This is a genomic window from Cellulomonas sp. P4_H4 (assembly GCF_056400865.1).
The window spans coordinates 131,201-147,718 of sequence record NZ_JBFUKL010000006.1 but is presented as its reverse complement, the minus strand read 5'-3'; the positions used below and the strand labels follow the sequence as shown (position 1 = coordinate 147,718).

16 protein-coding genes are annotated in these 16,518 nt (G+C 71.5%); 10 read left to right on the top strand and 6 right to left on the bottom strand.

Going from position 1 to position 16,518, the window contains the following annotated elements; translation table 11 throughout:
- Positions 1-2,568 carry a DEAD/DEAH box helicase gene (locus AC1DPN_RS16925; RefSeq protein ID WP_477085939.1) on the bottom strand — a complete coding sequence of 856 codons (2,568 nt, stop codon included), beginning with the start codon at positions 2,566-2,568 and terminating at the stop codon, positions 1-3.
- A gap of 152 nt (positions 2,569-2,720) precedes the next feature.
- On the bottom strand, positions 2,721-3,497 hold the full coding sequence (locus AC1DPN_RS16920) for an MBL fold metallo-hydrolase (RefSeq protein ID WP_477085938.1): 777 nt from the start codon (positions 3,495-3,497) through the stop codon (positions 2,721-2,723).
- Positions 3,498-3,670: 173 nt separating this feature from the next.
- On the opposite strand from AC1DPN_RS16920, the gene AC1DPN_RS16915 reads away from it, so the two are divergent.
- Positions 3,671-4,552, top strand: a complete 882-nt coding sequence (locus tag AC1DPN_RS16915; RefSeq protein WP_477085937.1) for an oxygenase MpaB family protein — start codon at positions 3,671-3,673, stop codon at positions 4,550-4,552.
- Here AC1DPN_RS16915 and AC1DPN_RS16910 read toward each other — a convergent pair.
- Positions 4,549-5,445 (bottom strand): 3-methyladenine DNA glycosylase, encoded by an 897-nt coding sequence (locus AC1DPN_RS16910; protein ID WP_477085936.1) that lies wholly within the window; start codon positions 5,443-5,445, stop codon positions 4,549-4,551. The genes AC1DPN_RS16915 and AC1DPN_RS16910 overlap by 4 nt on opposite strands.
- Before the next feature lie 26 nt (positions 5,446-5,471).
- Between AC1DPN_RS16910 and AC1DPN_RS16905 the strand changes: the two genes are divergently transcribed.
- The 3 genes from AC1DPN_RS16905 (at position 5,472) to AC1DPN_RS16895 (ending at position 7,869) form a co-directional block, all read left to right on the top strand.
- Positions 5,472-5,855 (top strand): DUF1304 domain-containing protein, encoded by a 384-nt coding sequence (locus tag AC1DPN_RS16905; RefSeq protein ID WP_477085935.1) that lies wholly within the window; start codon positions 5,472-5,474, stop codon positions 5,853-5,855.
- Between the two features lie 84 nt (positions 5,856-5,939).
- On the top strand, positions 5,940-6,494 hold the full coding sequence (locus tag AC1DPN_RS16900; RefSeq protein ID WP_477085934.1) for an RNA polymerase sigma factor: 555 nt from the start codon (positions 5,940-5,942) through the stop codon (positions 6,492-6,494).
- Positions 6,484-7,869: a hypothetical protein gene (locus AC1DPN_RS16895; protein WP_477085933.1), complete on the top strand. Its 1,386-nt coding sequence runs from the start codon at positions 6,484-6,486 to the stop codon at positions 7,867-7,869. Before AC1DPN_RS16900 ends, AC1DPN_RS16895 begins: the two co-directional genes overlap by 11 nt.
- Before the next feature lie 4 nt (positions 7,870-7,873).
- On the opposite strand, the gene AC1DPN_RS16890 is transcribed toward AC1DPN_RS16895, so the two are convergent.
- Positions 7,874-8,908, bottom strand: a complete 1,035-nt coding sequence (locus tag AC1DPN_RS16890; protein ID WP_477085932.1) for a DUF418 domain-containing protein — start codon at positions 8,906-8,908, stop codon at positions 7,874-7,876.
- A gap of 100 nt (positions 8,909-9,008) precedes the next feature.
- Here AC1DPN_RS16890 and AC1DPN_RS16885 point away from each other — a divergent pair, with 100 nt between their 5' ends.
- From AC1DPN_RS16885 to AC1DPN_RS16860, 6 genes are all read left to right on the top strand, one after another.
- Positions 9,009-9,830, top strand: a complete 822-nt coding sequence (locus tag AC1DPN_RS16885; RefSeq protein WP_477085931.1) for a class I SAM-dependent methyltransferase — start codon at positions 9,009-9,011, stop codon at positions 9,828-9,830.
- 10 nt (positions 9,831-9,840) lie between these two features.
- Entirely contained in the window at positions 9,841-10,200 is a 360-nt protein-coding gene (locus tag AC1DPN_RS16880) for a DUF2200 domain-containing protein (RefSeq protein ID WP_477085930.1), read from the top strand.
- A 53-nt stretch (positions 10,201-10,253) separates the two neighbouring features.
- Positions 10,254-11,039, top strand: a complete 786-nt coding sequence (locus AC1DPN_RS16875; protein WP_477085929.1) for a fumarylacetoacetate hydrolase family protein — start codon at positions 10,254-10,256, stop codon at positions 11,037-11,039.
- Positions 11,040-11,182: 143 nt separating this feature from the next.
- Positions 11,183-12,640 (top strand): alanine/glycine:cation symporter family protein, encoded by a 1,458-nt coding sequence (locus AC1DPN_RS16870; protein WP_477085928.1) that lies wholly within the window; start codon positions 11,183-11,185, stop codon positions 12,638-12,640.
- Between the two features lie 42 nt (positions 12,641-12,682).
- Entirely contained in the window at positions 12,683-14,185 is a 1,503-nt protein-coding gene (gltX, locus tag AC1DPN_RS16865; RefSeq protein ID WP_477085927.1) for a glutamate--tRNA ligase, read from the top strand.
- A gap of 7 nt (positions 14,186-14,192) precedes the next feature.
- On the top strand, positions 14,193-14,939 hold the full coding sequence (locus AC1DPN_RS16860) for an HAD family hydrolase (protein ID WP_477085926.1): 747 nt from the start codon (positions 14,193-14,195) through the stop codon (positions 14,937-14,939).
- 19 nt (positions 14,940-14,958) lie between these two features.
- On the opposite strand, the gene AC1DPN_RS16855 is transcribed toward AC1DPN_RS16860, so the two are convergent.
- Positions 14,959-15,705: a class I SAM-dependent methyltransferase gene (locus tag AC1DPN_RS16855; RefSeq protein ID WP_477085925.1), complete on the bottom strand. Its 747-nt coding sequence runs from the start codon at positions 15,703-15,705 to the stop codon at positions 14,959-14,961.
- Between the two features lie 4 nt (positions 15,706-15,709).
- Positions 15,710-16,513, bottom strand: a complete 804-nt coding sequence (gene hisN / locus AC1DPN_RS16850; protein ID WP_477085924.1) for a histidinol-phosphatase — start codon at positions 16,511-16,513, stop codon at positions 15,710-15,712.
- Positions 16,514-16,518 lie beyond the last annotated feature (5 nt).

The window sequence follows — 16,518 nt, the reverse complement described above, 5'->3', positions numbered from 1 at the left end:
CTAGAGCGGTCCGACGGCGGTGACCCGCAGCTGGACCTCGCTCGTCTCGTCGGAACCTGCCAGGTCCACCACCGCGTCGATCCGCCAGTCATGGTCGCCCTCGGGGTCGTCGAGCAGCTGACGGACCGTCCACGTGCCACGACCCGGCGAGACCTGGAACAGTGCCGGTCCGCGGGCCGGCGAACCCGTGAGGATCTCGTCGTGGTCGTCGTAGAACGGGTCCAGGGCGTCGCGCCAGCGGTCGACGGTCCACGGCTCGCCGTCGGCGTCGTGGTCGCCGAGCTGTGCGAGCCCGCCGTAGTACTCACGGGCCGCCAGCTCGACGCGGCGGAACATCGCACCTCGGACGAGGGCTCGGAACACCCGCGGGTTCGCCGTGATCGGCTCGGGAGTGTCCACGTCGATACCGCTGCCACTTCCTGAGTGCGCATCCGCGCCGTGCTCGTCGAGCGGGTTGCTCAGGCGCTCCCACTCGTCCAGCAGGCTGGAGTCGGTGCGCCGGACAAGGTCGCCCAGCCACTCGATGAGCTCCCAGAGCTCCTCGGTGCGGGCGTCCTCGGGGACGGTCTGGCGCAGCGCGCGGTACGCGTCGGCGAGGTAGCGCAGCAGGACGCCCTCGGTGCGGTCCAGCTGGTAGTAGGCGACGTACTCGGCGAAGCTCATCGCGCGCTCGTGCATGTCCCGGACGACCGACTTGGGGGACAGGGCCAGGTCGGCCACCCACGGGTTGGTCTGCCGGTAGGTCACGAACATGGCCTCGAGCAGCTCCGCGAGCGGCTTGGGGTAGCTGACGTCCTCGAGCATGGCCATGCGCTGGTCGTACTCGATCCCGTCGGCCTTCATCGCGGCGACCGCCTCGCCCCGGGCCTTGTTCTCCTGTGCCGCGAGCACCTGGCGGGGGTCGTCGAGGGTCGACTCCAGCACGGAGACCACGTCGTGCGCGTAGGCCGGGTCCTGCTGGTCGAGCAGGTCCAGGGCCGCGTACGCAAACGGCGAGAGGGCCTGGTTGAGCGCGAAGTTGGGGGGCAGGTCGGTGGTGAGGTTCAGACCCCGGTGCCGATGGCCGTTGCCGTCGTCGATCCACGGTCGCTCGATCACGCCGGCCGCCTTCAGGGACCGGTAGACGGCGATGGCACGACGAACGTGCCGGCCCTGCGCGCCCGGCGGTTCATGGTTGTCGGTGAGGAGCCTGGTCATGGCGGCTACCGAGTCGACGCCGCGCTCCTGCCGGGCCAGCACGTTCAGGACCATGGCGTGCGAGACGGCGAAGCTGCTGGTCAGCGGCTCCGGTGGTGCGTCGCGCAGGCGCTCGAACGTCTTGTCCGTCCAGTTGACGTGCCCCTCGGGCGCCTTCTTGCGGACGATCTTCTTGAGCTTCTTCGGGTCGTCGCCGGCGCGCTCGAGCAGCTTGCGGTTCTCGATGACGTGCTCGGGCGCCAGGATGATGACCTCGCCGACGGTGTCGAACCCCGCCCGGCCCGCGCGCCCCGCGATCTGGTGGAACTCGCGTGCCGACAGGTGCCGCATCCGGACGCCGTCGTACTTCACCAGGCTCGTGAGCAGCACCGTGCGGATCGGCACGTTGATGCCGACGCCGAGCGTGTCGGTGCCGCAGACGACGGGCAGCAGACCCTTCTGCGTCAGCCGCTCGACCACACGCCGGTACTTGGGGAGCATCCCCGCGTGGTGCACGCCGACGCCGTGCCGCAGCAGCCGATTCAGGGTCTTCCCGAAACCCGGCCCGAACCGGAAGCCCGCGATCTCGTCACCGATGCGGTCCCGCTGCTCGCGGCTCGCCAACGGGGTCGAGAGCAGCGACTGCGCGCGCTCGACGGCCTCCTTCTGCGTGAAGTGGACGACGTAGACGGGTGCGCGCCGGGTCTTCACGAGCTCGTCCAGCAGCTCGTGCAGCGGCTCGATCGCGTACGTGAAGGTCAGCGGCACGGGCCGCTCGGCGTTCGCGATGACGGCCACGGGCTGGTGCGTCCGCCGCGTCAGGTCCTCCGCGAAGAACCCGACGTCGCCCAGGGTCGCTGACATGAGCACGAACTGGACCTTGCTGAGCTCCAGCAGCGGCACCTGCCACGCCCAGCCGCGCTGCGGGTCGGAGTAGAAGTGGAACTCGTCCATGACGACCTGACCGACGTCCGCGTCGTCCCCGTCGCGCAGCGCCACGTTGGCCAGGATCTCCGCCGTGCAGCAGATGATCGGCGCGCCCGGGTTGACGGCCGAGTCGCCCGTCATCATGCCGACGTTGGCCGATCCGAACGCGTCGACCAGGGCGAAGAACTTCTCGCTGACCAGCGCCTTGAGCGGGGCCGTGTAGTAGGTGCGACGGCCCTGGGCCAGCGCGACGAAGTGCGCGGCCACCGCGACCAGCGACTTCCCGGAGCCCGTCGGCGTCGACAGGATCACGTGCGCGCCGGTCACCAGCTCGAGGAGAGCCTCGTCCTGGTGCGGGTACAGCGCCAGGCCCTGGTCGTCGGCCCAGCCGGTGAAGGCCTCGTACAGCGCGTCGGGGTCGGTCGGATCGGCCGGGATGCGGTCGGCCAGCGTCGGGGTGCTCATCGTGCGTCGATGGTCCCACGGTCGACGTCGGGTCCGGTCAGGTCCAGCGCCACGAGGCGATCATGGCCGCGGCGGTCGGGCGCCACGTGTCGTCGTCGGTGCGGCGCGTCCACCCGAGCCGGAACGGGACAGCTCTCGTTAGGCCCAGCGTGTCACTCGACGAGCGTCGCCTCACCAGGGGTGAGCCATCGGACGTCCGCGCCGGTGGCGGCGAGCGCGGGCTCGAACACGTCCCGGTTCTCGCGGAAGTGCGACCAGCCCTCGTAGTGCACCGGGACGACGACGCGCGGCTTGAGCAGGTCCACGACTCCCACAGCCTCGGTCGTGTTGAACGTGAAACGCACCGGTCCCGAGACCGGGAACTTCACGGCGCCCAGGTGCAGGACGGCGACGTCGACGTCCATCCGGTCGATCGCCTCGCGCAGTCCGTCGTACAGCACGGTGTCCCCGGACACCCACACGGCGACCTCGTCGGAACCCTCGACCCGGATGGCGAAGCCGATCGCGTCCCCCACGATCGGGTGGCTGAACCGCGGGCCGTGCCGCGCCGGGGTCGCCGTGACGGTCAGCGTCGGTCGGCCGGAGGCCTCCAGGACGTTCGTGTCACCCGCCGCGAGCCCTACGGCGCCCGCACCGAGGCGGCCCGCACCGGAGACGGTGGTGAGCACGCGGCCGGCAGACGGCAGGAACGCGCGGCCCGAGTCGTCGAGGTTGTCGGCGTGGTGGTCGTGCGAGAGCAGGACGGCGTCGACCGTGCCGATGTCGGACGGCGGGATCGCCGGGCCGGTGACCTTGCGCGAACGCGAGCCCCAGCCGAACGAGTAGGTGCGACCGGGCGGGTCGAACGTCGGGTCGACGAGCAGGCGCCAACCCTCGAGCTCGATCAGGAGCGTCGGACCGCCGATGTGCGTGAGGGTAGGTGCTGGCATGGCCGCATCGTCGCAGGTGGACGGAGGAAACCGACAGACCCCTGGGGTCGACGTTCGCCCGAGACCTCTCCCGGTGCGCCGCCCCGTGCGCGCATCGACAGACGGCGACCTAGCATCGTGCCCTCGGACCGCGCCAGCCGCTCCGAGCCCGGGACGAGAGAGGCGGTGAGCCGGTGCTGCACAGTCTCTCGAGCCTGCGTGACCGCGCGGGCACCGAGCTGTTCCTGCGCGTCGCGGGCCCCGACGGCCTGGCCGAGCGGGACCGGATCCACCTCACGCCCGGCCCGCGCTGGTACCTGCCGGGCTCGCCGATCCGCACCGTGCACGGCGACGCCTCGATGTTCGTCGGCGGCATGCGCGCCCTGCTCCTGCAGTCGCTGCACCCCGCGGCGATGGCGGCCGTCGCTGCGCACTCGGGCTACAAGGGTGACCCGTGGGGCCGCCTGGCACGCACCAGCACGTTCCTGGCCGTCACTACCTTCGGGACGGCTGACGACGCGCAGGCGGCGATCGACCAGGTCCGCTCGGTGCACGAGCGGATCAGCGGCGTGACGCCCGACGGCATCTCGTACGCCGCGGCCGACCCGACGCTGCTGCGTTGGGTGCACGTCGCGGAGGTCGACAGCTTTCTGCGCGCGTACCGGTCGTACGGGCAGCGGCCGATGCCCCGGGTCGACGCCGACCGGTACGTCGAGCAGGCTGCGCGCGTCGCGGTCGCGCTCGGTGCCGAACGGGTGCCGACGTCGGTGACCGAGCTGGCGATCGCCCTGCGCGAGTTCCGGCCCGCACTCCGGCCGTCGCAGGCGGCCCACGAGGCCGCGGAATTCCTGCTGCACGAGCCGCCGGTGCCCTGGACCCTGCGCCCCGCGTACACGGCCCTTGCGCGCGCCGCGGTGGCGTCGCTGCCGCAGTGGGCGTGCGAGCAGCTCGACGTCCGGCACCCCGGGCCGGTCGGCCGCGCAGGCGCCCACGTCGCGGGCGGCACCGTCACGCGCCTGATCCGCTGGATGCTGGGTCCGGACGACGCGCGACGGGTCGCGGGGGCGAACCGCTAGGAGTGTCGTGCGACCGTCTGCGCGTCGTCGCAGACCTCCAGCAGTCGGACGCGCAGCGCGTTGCCCCGCTCGGCGAAGCGCTTCTGGGCTGCGGCGTACGTCGCCTTGCCGTCGGGCGTCTCGATCGCGACCGGGTCGAGCCCGTACGACGTCACGTCGTACGGCGAGGCCTGCATGTCGAGCGTCCGGATGTCCCGCGCCAGCTCGAAGCAGTCGAGCAGCATGTCGCCAGGCACCACGGGACCGAGCTTGGTGGCCCACTTGTAGACGTCCATCCCCGCGTGCAGGCAGCCGGGCTGCTCCATGTCCACCTGGTTGGCGCGCGTGGGGCGCAGCGTGTTGCGGTCGACCGCGTCGGGCGTGAAGAAGCGGTAGGCGTCGAAGTGGGTGCAGCGGATGCGGTGCGTCTCGACGACCTCGTCCGTCCCGGCGGAGCCGAGACGCAGCGGCAGAGGGTGCCGGTGCTCGTCGCCCTCGCGGTAGACCATCGCCCACTCGTGCAGGCCGAAGCAGCCCGTGAACGCCGGCCGCGAGAGGGTGTTGCCGAGCAGCCCCACGATGAACCGCAGCGACTCGCCACGCTCGGCGAGGTAGGCCTCGACGTCCAGGCTGACGGAGCCGTCGGGGTGCGTCTCGTACCAGCGCCAGTCGCCGTGCGGGACAGGTCCCGGAGCCAGGACGACGCCCGCTCCGGGGTGCCAACGGCGCAGCGCCGAGGGGGAGACCGGGTAGTACTCGAACAGGAAGTCCTCGATCGCGTGCTTCTCGTGCCGCGACCGCCGCTCCCGTCGGCCCGCCGTGAATTCGTCGGCCCGGGCGGCGTGCGCGTCCGCGAGCGACTGCCACGTCGCCAGGTCGAGGACGGTTCCTCGGCTCGGCGTTGTGGTGGTCATGCCACAAGGGTAGGCAGACTGGCCTGATGCTCATCGCTGCTGCCGTGTTCGCCGTGCTCGCCGCCCTTCTGCACGTCCTGTTCTTCGCGTACGAGTCCTTGCTGTTCGAGCGGCCCGAGGTCCACGCGCGGTTCCGCACGGCCACGCAGGACGTCCCGGCGGTGAAGCCGTGGGCGTACAACCAGGGCTTCTACAACCTGTTCCTGGCTCTGGGCACGCTGGTCGGGGTGGCGGTCCTCGCCGGGACCGAGGACGTCGGCCTGGCACTGATCCTGTTCGGCTGCGGCTCGATGCTGGCCGCGGCACTGGTCCTGGTCGCGACCGACCGACGCATGGCTCGGGCCGCGCTGACCCAAGGACTGTTCCCCGCGCTCGCGGTGCTCTTCGCGATCGTGGCACTCACCGCCTGAGACCTCACCCGCGCGGACCCCCAACGCGGGACGGCTCGACGGACGTTGTATGTGTGAGACGTCGAGAATCGTGCGAGGGGCATCGTGGCGAAGCACTGGGAGGACCTGCTCGAGCAGGTCGTGCGCGAGCGCTACCCACGGTTGCTCGCGCACGCCACGCTCGTCGCGGCCTCTCGTTCCGACGCCCAGGACCTGGTCCAGGAGTCGCTGATCGCTGCGTTCTCCGGGAAGGCCCGGTTCGGTTCCGTCGAGCAGGCGGAGGCGTACGTCCGCAAGGCCATCGTCTCGCGAGCAGTCGACGCCTCCCGGCAGCGCACACGGGAGCACCGACTGATGGAGCGGGCCGCCGGTCACGTCCCGCCGTCGGTCGTCGTCGAAGACCGTCTCCCCGGTGCTGACGTGATCAAGGCGCTCGCGGCGCTGAGCCCCAGGGAGAGGGCGTGCGTGGTGCTCCGCATGATGGAGGACCTCTCCGTCGTGGACACCGCGTCGGCGCTCGGACTGAGCGAGGGCGCGGTCAAGCGGTACACGTCGGACGGCATCGGCCGACTGAACCTGGCCCTCGGCACCACGACCTCGGCGCCGGTCGAGCGGATCCCGGTGCAGCAGAGCCCCACGGAGGTGCGCAATGAGCGATGACCTGCAGGCGCGCCTCTTCGGGGCGGCGCGCGACATCGAGGACGGCGCGGCACCGCTGGACGCCGTGTCCGTGCAGCGCGTCCGGACCATCGCGCGGCGCCACCGGGTGCAGCGGCGCACGACGCAGTCGTTCGCTGGTGTCGCTGCGGCCGCGGTCCTCGGCCTCGTCATCACGCTCGGTGCGGAGTACCGGACGGATCCGACGCCGGTGCCGCCGGCGGTCACGAAGACCACGACGCCGACCCCGAGCCCCACGGAAGCGCCGACAACGACACCGACACCCACGCCGACTCCGAGCGAGACACCGACGTCGACGCCGACCGGTCCGCCGGCACGTGCCGCCGACCTCAGCGACGACGACGTGCTCGCGCACCTGCTCGCCCCGCGCACGGGGGAGGTGTGGCAGACGCCGGTCGCCGTCCCCGAGCTCAAGGAGCAGCTCGGGGTCTTCGACAACCCGTATCGCGTGGGTACGCGTGGCGACGCCGAGATCTACATCACCGTGGCGGACCCGATGTACAGCTGGGGCCTGACCGTCACCGGCCTGTACGAGCGCGACGGCTCGGGCGTCCGGCTGATCGCGTGCCCGAGCGCCCGGGAAGGCGACCCCTGCCTGCCCGCCCAGTACGCGCTGAGCACGGTCCCGCGCGACGAGTCGACGTTCTACGACTCGCTCACGCTCCCGACGGCGGTCCCGCTGGGTGGCGGCTTCGACGTCTCGACCGCGGCGACGCGGCAGCAGATGAACCTCTACGGCGGGGTCTACGGGAGCGTGCCGGACCCGGCGCTCGACGCACCTCAGGTGGACCTGGTGCGGGAACTGGGAGCCGTCGACCTGGTGGCCGTGACCTGGCCGTCCGAGGTGTCGGGCCTGACCAACCTCTCGTACGCCTTCACGACGCCGCTGGGCACGCAGGTGCGGCTCGAGGCGCCCGACGTTCCGGCCGGGGACTTCTCCGCTCTCCGCTGGGACGACGGCGTCGCCAGGGGTGAGACGGACGAGAGCGGCAACCCGGAGGTCGGCCTGTCACCGGGTGCGTCGACCTGCTCCGCCGCGAGGTACGCGATCGACGGCTCGCACGACCCGGCCCAGTGGCGGCGAGCAGGCGCGACCGCCGACGGTCGGCCGGTCTACCTGCCGGTCGAGGTCGGGAACACCGTCTCGCGAGCGGCGCGGGCGTGGCACGAGGCGAACTCGTGGACCTACTCCGAGGCGGCGGGGTCGATGGTCTACGGCGCGGACGCGGGCTACCGGTACGCGACCGACGAGTCGTACCTGGCGGCCAACGCGCTCTACGCGGTAGAGGGACCGGCCGGTGAGTGGCTGCTCGTGCAGCGGGGGAACGCCCGACAGCTCGTCTACGAGTGCGCGTAGCTGGTCACGCCACGGGGTTCGATGCGTCGGATCGCGGCTGCGGGGCGGCCGCCATCCGGGTCGAGAGGTCGTGCAGGACGCGCTCCAGCGGACCGCGCCCGAGGAACCGTGCCCAGAGCCAGCAGGCCAGGGTCGTGATGCCGAGGAACGCCAGCCAGCTCACCACGGTCGGTTGCCAGACCACCGAGGTGCCGAGCATCGCGATGACGACGATGTGCACGGTGTAGGCAGTGAGCGCGAGGCTGCCGACGGCGGCCAGGGGTGCCAACGCCCGTGGCCACCGTTCGGCCGCGACGAGCGACGCCACGAGCACCAGGAACGCGACGCCCGTGTTCCCCATCAGCTCGAACGTGCTCGACGCGTGCGGAGCGCTGCTGGTCAGCTCGGTGGGCCACGTCGTCGCGCGGCCGGCGAGCCACGCGCCGCCGTGCCCGGCGAGCACGAGCCCGAGCCCGACGAGCACGCCGAGCTGCCGCAGTCGCGGGTCGCGCACGTCGCTGCGTCCGACCGCGAGGCCCGTGAGCAGGTACGACATCCAGATCAGGGCGGGGTAGTGCGGCCCGACGAACAGGCCGGGCAGCGTGTTCTGGTCGAACGGACCCTCGGCGCGGACGATCGCGAGCGCCACCGGCGGGCCGACCACGGCGAACGCGGCCGACGCGACCAGCAACGCACGGCGGGACCAGCCGAGGACCAGGCTGCCCGCGACGAAGAGCACCGCGTAGGTCGGCAGGATCACGACGACCGGCGTGCCCAGCAGGATCAGAGCGAGACCGAGCACGAGGACGAGGAACGCGCGCACGACGATCCGCGTCCTGGCCCGCGTCATCGCGCGTCCGGTCGCGGGGGACGTCCCGCCGGAGAGCAGTGCGAGAGAGACGCCGGCGAGCACGACGAACAGGGCCGACGGACGGCCGTCGGCGAGCTGCGCGAACCCGCCCGGAGGGACAGGACCGTGGTCGTCCGGCCCGACGTGCGCGGTCATCATCCCGAGCACGGCGAGGCCTCTGGCCACGTCGATCCCGACGATCCGTCGCATGCGTGGATCGTAGACGGGCGCACGGGCGCTGGATCTCGCATGTCGAAACGGATCGTTCCGTGTGTTGAAACTATCCGGGGTCGGATGATTAGAGTTCCATGTGAACACTCCGACGCACCCCGACGTCTACACCCACGGGCACCACGAGTCCGTGCTGCGTTCGCACCGCTGGCGCACCGCCGAGAACTCCGCGGCATACCTGCTGCCGGCGCTCGTGCCGAACGCGCGGCTCCTCGACGTGGGCTGCGGTCCGGGGTCCGTGACGATCGACCTCGCCGTGCGGCTGAGCGCTGGAGAGGTGGTCGGCGTCGACACCTCGTCGGCCGTCGTCGAGATCGCGCAGAAGGCCGCCGCGGACGCCGGGGCCGCGAATGCGACCTTCCAGGTCGCCGACGCCTACGAGCTGCCGTTCGAGGACGACTCTTTCGACGTCGTGCACGCCCACCAGGTGCTGCAGCACCTCACGGACCCGATCGCCGCGCTGCGCGAGATGCGTCGCGTCGCGCGTCCGGGCGGGATCGTCGCCGTCCGGGACGCCGACTACACGGGCATGACCTGGTACCCGCCGTCCGCGGGCCTGGACGAGTGGCTCGCGCTCTACCACGAGGTCACGCAGGCCAACGGTGCTGAGGCCAACGCGGGTCGCCGGCTGCTGTCGTGGGTGCGGGAGGCGGGCTTCGACCCCGCGGGAATCGTGCCCAGCGCGGGCGTCTGGTGCTACGCGACCCCCGAGGACCGCACGTGGTGGGCCAGCCTGTGGGCCGACCGGTCGGTCGCGTCGAACTTCGCCGCGCAGGCCATCGAGCACGGTCTCGCCGACGAGGTCGGCCTCGAGCTGTTGGCCGACTCCTGGCGTGAGTGGGGAGAGCAGCCAGAGGGGTGGTTCGCGGTCCTGCACGGTGAGATCCTGGCGCGAGCCTAGGAGGTCGCGTATGGCCGGACACCGCATCTTCGCCATGAGCTTTGCCAGCATCTACCCGCTCTACGTCAAGAAGGTCGAGCGGAAGGACCACTCCGCCGCCGAGGTGGACCAGGTGATCACCTGGCTCACGGGTTACGACGACGACGGGCTCGACAAGGCGATCGCCGACGAGATCGACATGGAGACGTTCTTCGCCCAGGCGCCGCACATGAATCCTGATGCCTCGCTCATCACAGGCATCATCTGCGGTATCCGCGTGGAGGAGATCGACGACCCGTTGATGCAGCAGATCCGCTACATGGACAAGCTCGTCGACGAGGTGGCGCGGGGAAAGAAGATGACGTCGATCCTGCGCGGCTCCACCGCGTAGACCCTGGACGCTCGCACGGGCGACGCATCGACGACTCCACGTAGGCTGCTCCGGTGCGCATCGCGAGATTCACCACCGGGGGAGACCCCCGCTACGCCCTGGTCGACGGTCCTGCCGGAGCCGAGGAGCTCGTGGTCATCACGGGTGACCCGCTCTATACGCCGGTGCAGCCCACCGGCGAGCAGATCCGGCTCGACGACGACAGCGTCCGCCTGCTGGCCCCGGTCATCCCGCGCTCCAAGATCGTCGGCGTCGGCCGCAACTACGCCGAGCACGCCGCCGAGATGGGCAACGAGATCCCGCCGGCGCCACTGCTGTTCCTCAAGCCCAACACCTCGGTGATCGGCCCCGACGACCCGATCGTCCTGCCGGACTGGACCGAGCACGTCGAGCACGAGGCCGAGCTGGCCATCGTCATCGGCAAGGTCACCAAGGACGTCCCCGCCGACCGCGCCCTGGACTACGTGTTCGGGTACACGGTGGCCAACGACGTCACCGCGCGCGACGTCCAGCGCGCCGACAGCCAGTGGACCCGTGGCAAGGGCTTCGACGGCTCCTGCCCGATCGGCCCCTGGATCGTGCCGGGCCTCGACGTCGACGACCTCTACGTCCGCGCGCGCGTCAACGGCGAGCTGAAGCAGGACGGCCGGACGTCGCAGATGGTGTTCGACGCGGCGTACCTGGTCTCGTACGTGTCGGAGGTCTTCACGCTCCTGCCCGGCGACATCATCCTGACGGGCACCCCCGCGGGCGTCGGCCCGATCGTGGACCGCGACATCGTCGAGGTCGAGGTGGAGGAGATCGGCAGACTGCGCAACCCGGTGCTGCGCCGCCACTGACGACCACCGCGGAAGGTCGCGGAAGGACGAGCACGCTGCGCAACCCGGTGCTGCGCCGCCACTGACCCCGAAAACACCCCTCGCGAAGTGGCGCATGCCCTAGCCTCGTCCTCGACGAGACGGCGCGAGCGGCGGGAGCCGACGTGGACTTGCAGGTCGGCATCGACTGGTTGACCAACGCGCTCTACTCCTACTGGCTGATCTATGTGCTCGTCGGAGCCGGCCTGTGGTTCACCATCCGCACGAGGTTCGTGCAGGTCCGGCTGTTCGGGCTGATGGTGCGGACCATCGTGGGCTCGCGTGAGGGATCCCAGGGCGGCATCTCCTCGTTCCAGGCGTTCGCGGTGGGTCTCGCCTCTCGCGTCGGCACCGGCAACATCGCGGGTGTCGCGATCGCGCTGACCCTCGGCGGACCTGGCGCCATCTTCTGGATGTGGGTCGTCGCCGCGGTCGGAATGGCGACCGCCCTCGTCGAGGCGACGCTCGCCCAGATGTTCAAGGTGCGCGGAGACGACGGGGCGTACCGCGGCGGGCCTGCCTACTACCTCGAACGTGGGCTCGGCACGCGGCGTTGGGGCGTCGTGTTCGCGGTTCTCCTGATCTTCGCGTTCGGGTTCGCCTTCAACATGGTCCAGGCGAACACGATCTCGGACACCCTGGCGGTCGCGCATGGCGTGTCGCCCGGACTGTCGGCCGTGGTGCTCATGGTGCTGGCCGCGCCCGTGCTGTACGGCGGTGTGCGGCGGGTCGCGCGGGTCGCCGAGGCCGTGCTGCCGCCCATGGCGGGCCTGTACATCCTGCTTGCGCTGGTCGTCGTCCTGCTGAACCTCGACCAGCTCCCGCAGGTTCTCTCGGACATCTTCCGCGGTGCGTTCGGGCTGGACCCGGCGCTCGCCGGCGTCGCGGGCGGCGTGACCGCGGCGATCCTCAACGGCACGAAGCGCGGACTGTTCTCCAACGAGGCGGGGATGGGGTCGGCGCCGAACGCCGCGGCGACCGCGACGGTGTCCCACCCCGTCAAGCAGGGGCTCGTGCAGTCGCTCGGCGTCTTCGTCGACACGATGCTCGTCTGTTCCTCGACCGCCTTCGTCATCCTCGTCGCCGGCCCCGAGGTGTACTCGCCGGGCGAGACGTCGGCCGCGTCGGGCGCGGTGCTCACGGGCCAGGCACTGTCCAGCACGCTGGGCGCCTGGACGATCTGGCCGATGACGGTGCTCATCTTCGTCTTCGCGTTCAGCTCCGTGATCGGCAACTACTCCTACGCGGAGGTCAACCTCACCTTCCTGGGCGTGCACGGCAGAGGGCTGACCGCGCTGCGTACGCTCGTGCTCGCGGCCGTCGGCATCGGGGCCCTGCTCGCGCTGGACACGGTGTGGGCGGTCGCCGACATCGCGATGGCGCTCATGGCGACGGTGAACCTCGTCGCGATCCTGCTGCTCGGGCGGTGGGCCTTCGCCGCGCTCGCGGACTTCACCGCGATGCGCGCCGCCGGCCGTGACGACCGGTTCGTGGGGGTGGGCAACCCCCTGCTCCCGGGCGACCTGCCGGGCGACATCTGGGCGGCCGAGACGAGCGACGAGGTGCCCGCGCACGTCCCGTAGCGCGACGGCGGAGCACGGTCGTCCGCTCGGTAGGCTGAGGCGGTGAACTCGCCCGGTGCTGTCCGCGTCCGCTTCTGTCCCTCGCCCACCGGAACGCCGCACGTCGGCCTGATCCGCACGGCTCTGTTCAACTGGGCGTACGCGCGCCACACGGGCGGCACGTTCGTCTTCCGCATCGAGGACACCGATGCCGCGCGCGACTCGCAGGAGTCCTACCTGCAGCTGCTCGACGCGCTGCGCTGGCTCGGTCTCGACTGGGACGAGGGCGTCGAGGTCGGCGGACCGCACGAGCCGTACCGGCAGTCGCAGCGTTCGGACCTGTACCAGGACGTGGTGCGTCGCCTGGTCGAGGGTGGGTACGCGTACGAGTCGTTCTCGACGCCGGAGGAGATCGAGGCACGTCACAGGGCCGCCGGTCGCGACCCCAAGCTCGGCTACGACGGCGCCGACCGCGACCTCACCGACGAGCAGAAGGCGTCCTTCCGCTCGGAGGGGCGCGAGCCCACGCTGCGCCTGCGGATGCCCGACGACGACATCACCTTCACCGACCTGGTCCGCGGCGAGATCACGTTCCAGCCGGGCTCTGTCCCGGACTTCGTCATCGTGCGTGCCAACGGTCAGCCGCTCTACACGCTGGTCAACCCGGTCGACGACGCTCTCATGGGCATCACGCACGTCCTGCGCGGCGAGGACCTGCTCTCGTCGACCCCGCGCCAGATCGCGCTGTACCGCGCTCTCCTCGAGCTGGGCGTCGCCACGGTCATGCCCACGTTCGGGCACCTGCCGTCCGTGCTGGGTGAGGGCAACAAGAAGCTGTCGAAGCGCGAGCCGGAGGCGAACCTCTTCCTGCACCGCGACCGGGGCTTCACGCCCGAAGGGCTGCTCAACTACCTGGCGCTGCTCGGCTGGTCGATCGGCCCGGACCGCGACATCTTCACGATGGCGGAGATGACCGCGGCGTTCGACGTGGCGGACGTCAACCCGAACCCGGCGCGCTTCGACCAGAAGAAGGCCGAGGCCATCAACTCGGCACACGTCCGGCTGCTGGCGCCCGACGACTTCCGCGACCGGCTGGTGCCGTACCTGCACCGCGCGGGGATCGTCCCGGCGGACTCGTACGCGGACCTCGAGCCCGCGCACCGCGCTCTGCTCGACGCGGGCGCCCCGCTCATCCAGGAGCGCATCACGCTGCTCGGCGAGGCCGTGGGCATGCTGGGCTTCCTGTTCGTCGCGGACGACGCGCTCGAGATCGCCGACGACGCGCGCGCGGCCCTGCGGGAGGAGACCCCGGCGGTCCTGGACGCGTCCATCGCGGCGCTCGAGGCGGTCCCCGCGGACGCGTTCACGACGGAGGCCACGCAGGCCGCCCTGCAGGCCGCGCTGGTCGACGAGGGTGGCCTGGCGCTCAAGCCGCGGTTCGCGTTCACGCCGCTGCGCGTCGCACTGAGCGGACGACGCATCTCGCCGCCGCTGTTCGAGTCGATGCAGATCCTCGGCCGCGACTCGACGCTGGCGCGCCTGGCGGCTCTGCGCGCCGTCGTCTGAGCCGGCCGTGAGCCTGCGACCCACCGACCGGATCGACGCCGTCCTCTTCGACATCGACGACACCCTGGTGGACACCAAGGGGGCGTTCGGCACCGCGCTGGCGACGATCGCCCGGCGCTACCTGCCCGACGTCACGCCCGACCAGGACGTCGACGTGGTCACGTTCTGGCGCGCCGACGCGAACGAGCACTTCGCGCGGTACACGCGCGGCGAGGTCGGTCACGTCGAGCAGCGGATGGCCCGGGCCAACGAGCTGCACGAGCAGTTCGGCGGGCCCGCCCTGGACGATGCCGGCTTCGCCGCCTGGGACGACGTGTTCGACGCCAGCTTCCGCGCCGCCTGGTCCGCGCACGAGGACGTCGACGCCGTGCTGGAGCGCCTGCTCGACGCGGGCCTGCACCTCGGCGCCCTGACGAACGCGGCGCGCGCGTACCAGACCGACAAGCTCGAGCGCACGGGCCTGGCCGACCGCGTCCCGCTGCTGGTCGGCGTCGACACCCTCGGCTTCGGCAAGCCCGACCCGCGCGTCTTCGTCGAGGCGTGTCGCCGACTGGGCACCGCACCCGAGACCACCGCCTACGTCGGCGACGAGCTGGACGTCGACGCGCGGGCGGCGTCCGGCGCGGGCCTCGTCGGCATCTGGCTGGACCGGCCGGGGGCCAGACGCCTGCCTGTGAGCGAGGCCGACATCGCGGCGGCCGGGGTGCACGTCATCTCGTCGCTCGCCGAGCTGCCCGGGCTGCTCGGGGTCTAGCGGCCGTCGGCGGGCAGTGCTACCGCAGGCGCGCCCGGTAGCACTCCGTGCGGTACGGCACGTCGATCACGTCGCGCCCGCGCAGGTCGGGATGGGTCGCGACGAGCTCGTCGATCTCGCTGAGCAGCGCCTCGCGTTCGTCGTCGGGAAGCAGCAGGAGGTGGCTGCGGCTGTTGGCCAGCAGGCGCAGATCGGCCGGGCGCATCGGCTGTGCCCAGTGGAACGTCGCGTGCTCCACCTCGGTGAACAGCTCGCCGAGGACCGGGTCCCCGTACTTGAGCGCGGGGCCGAGCGCGTCGCCGCGGTGCACGACGTCCGTCCAGCGGCCGACCCAGTCGACCGTGCTGTCGCGGATGTTCCAGATCGGGGCGACCTGTCCGCCGGGCCGCAGCACGCGACCGATCTCGGCGGCGGCTGCGGGCTCGTCGACCCAGTGCCAGGCCTGCGCGATCGTCACGGCGTCGACGCAGCTGTCGGGCAGGTCCATGTCCTCCGCGGTCCCGGCGTGCGCGTCCACCCCCGGCAGGAGGCCGACCAGCTCCGCGCGCATCGCGTCGGACGGTTCGACGGCGACCACGGCGTACCCGAGCGCGACGAGGCGCTCGGTGAGCTTGCCGGTGCCGGCGGCCAGGTCGAGCACGTCGCGCGCACCGGGCGGGACGGACCATCGCACTGCCTCGTCGGGATAGCTCGGCCGCGTCGCGCGGTAGACCGCCGCGCCGGACTCGAAGGACGAGGCGCGGGCGCTGCGGTCGTCGGTGCTCACACGCTCAAGCCTGGGGCAACGGGTCCAGCACGTCGAGCGCTGCCTGGTGCAGCCGGCCGTTGGACACCAGCGCGGAGCCGCCGAACGGTCCCGGAACGCCTCGGATCGAGGTGAACGTACCGCCCGCCTCGGTGACGATCGGGACCAGGGCGGCCATGTCGTGCAACGCCAGCTCCGGCTCGGCGGACAGGTCCACGGCCCCCTCCGCGACGAGCACGTGCGACCAGAAGTCGCCGTACGCACGGGTGCGCCAGGTGCGACGCGTGAGGTCGAGGAACGGGTTCAACAGCCCGCGCTCCTCCCACCCGGAGAGGCTCGAGTAGGACAGCGACGCGTCGGAGAGCCGGTCCACCGCCGACACCTGGAGGCGGCTCGCGGCGGCGAGGGACTTGCCCGTCCAGGCGCCCGAGCCCTGCGCTGCCCACCAGCGGCGACCCAGTGCCGGCGCGCTGACCAGGCCCAGGACCACCTGGTCGCCGTCGAGCAGCCCGATGAGCGTGGCCCACACGGGGACCCCGCGGACGAAGTTCTTGGTGCCGTCGATCGGGTCGACCACCCATCGGCGCGGCCCGTGGCCGGTGTCGCCCATCTCCTCGCCGTGCACCGCGTCGCGCGGGCGCGCACGGGAGAGCTGCCCGCGGATGACCTCCTCGGCCGTCTTGTCCGCGTCCGAGACCGGGGTCAGGTCGGGCTTCGTCTCGACGTGCAGGTCGAGAGCCTTGAACCGGGACATCGTGACCGAGTCCACCTGGTCCGCGATGACGTGAGCGAGGCGCAGGTCGTCGTCGTACCCGGGGCGAATACTCATGGCCG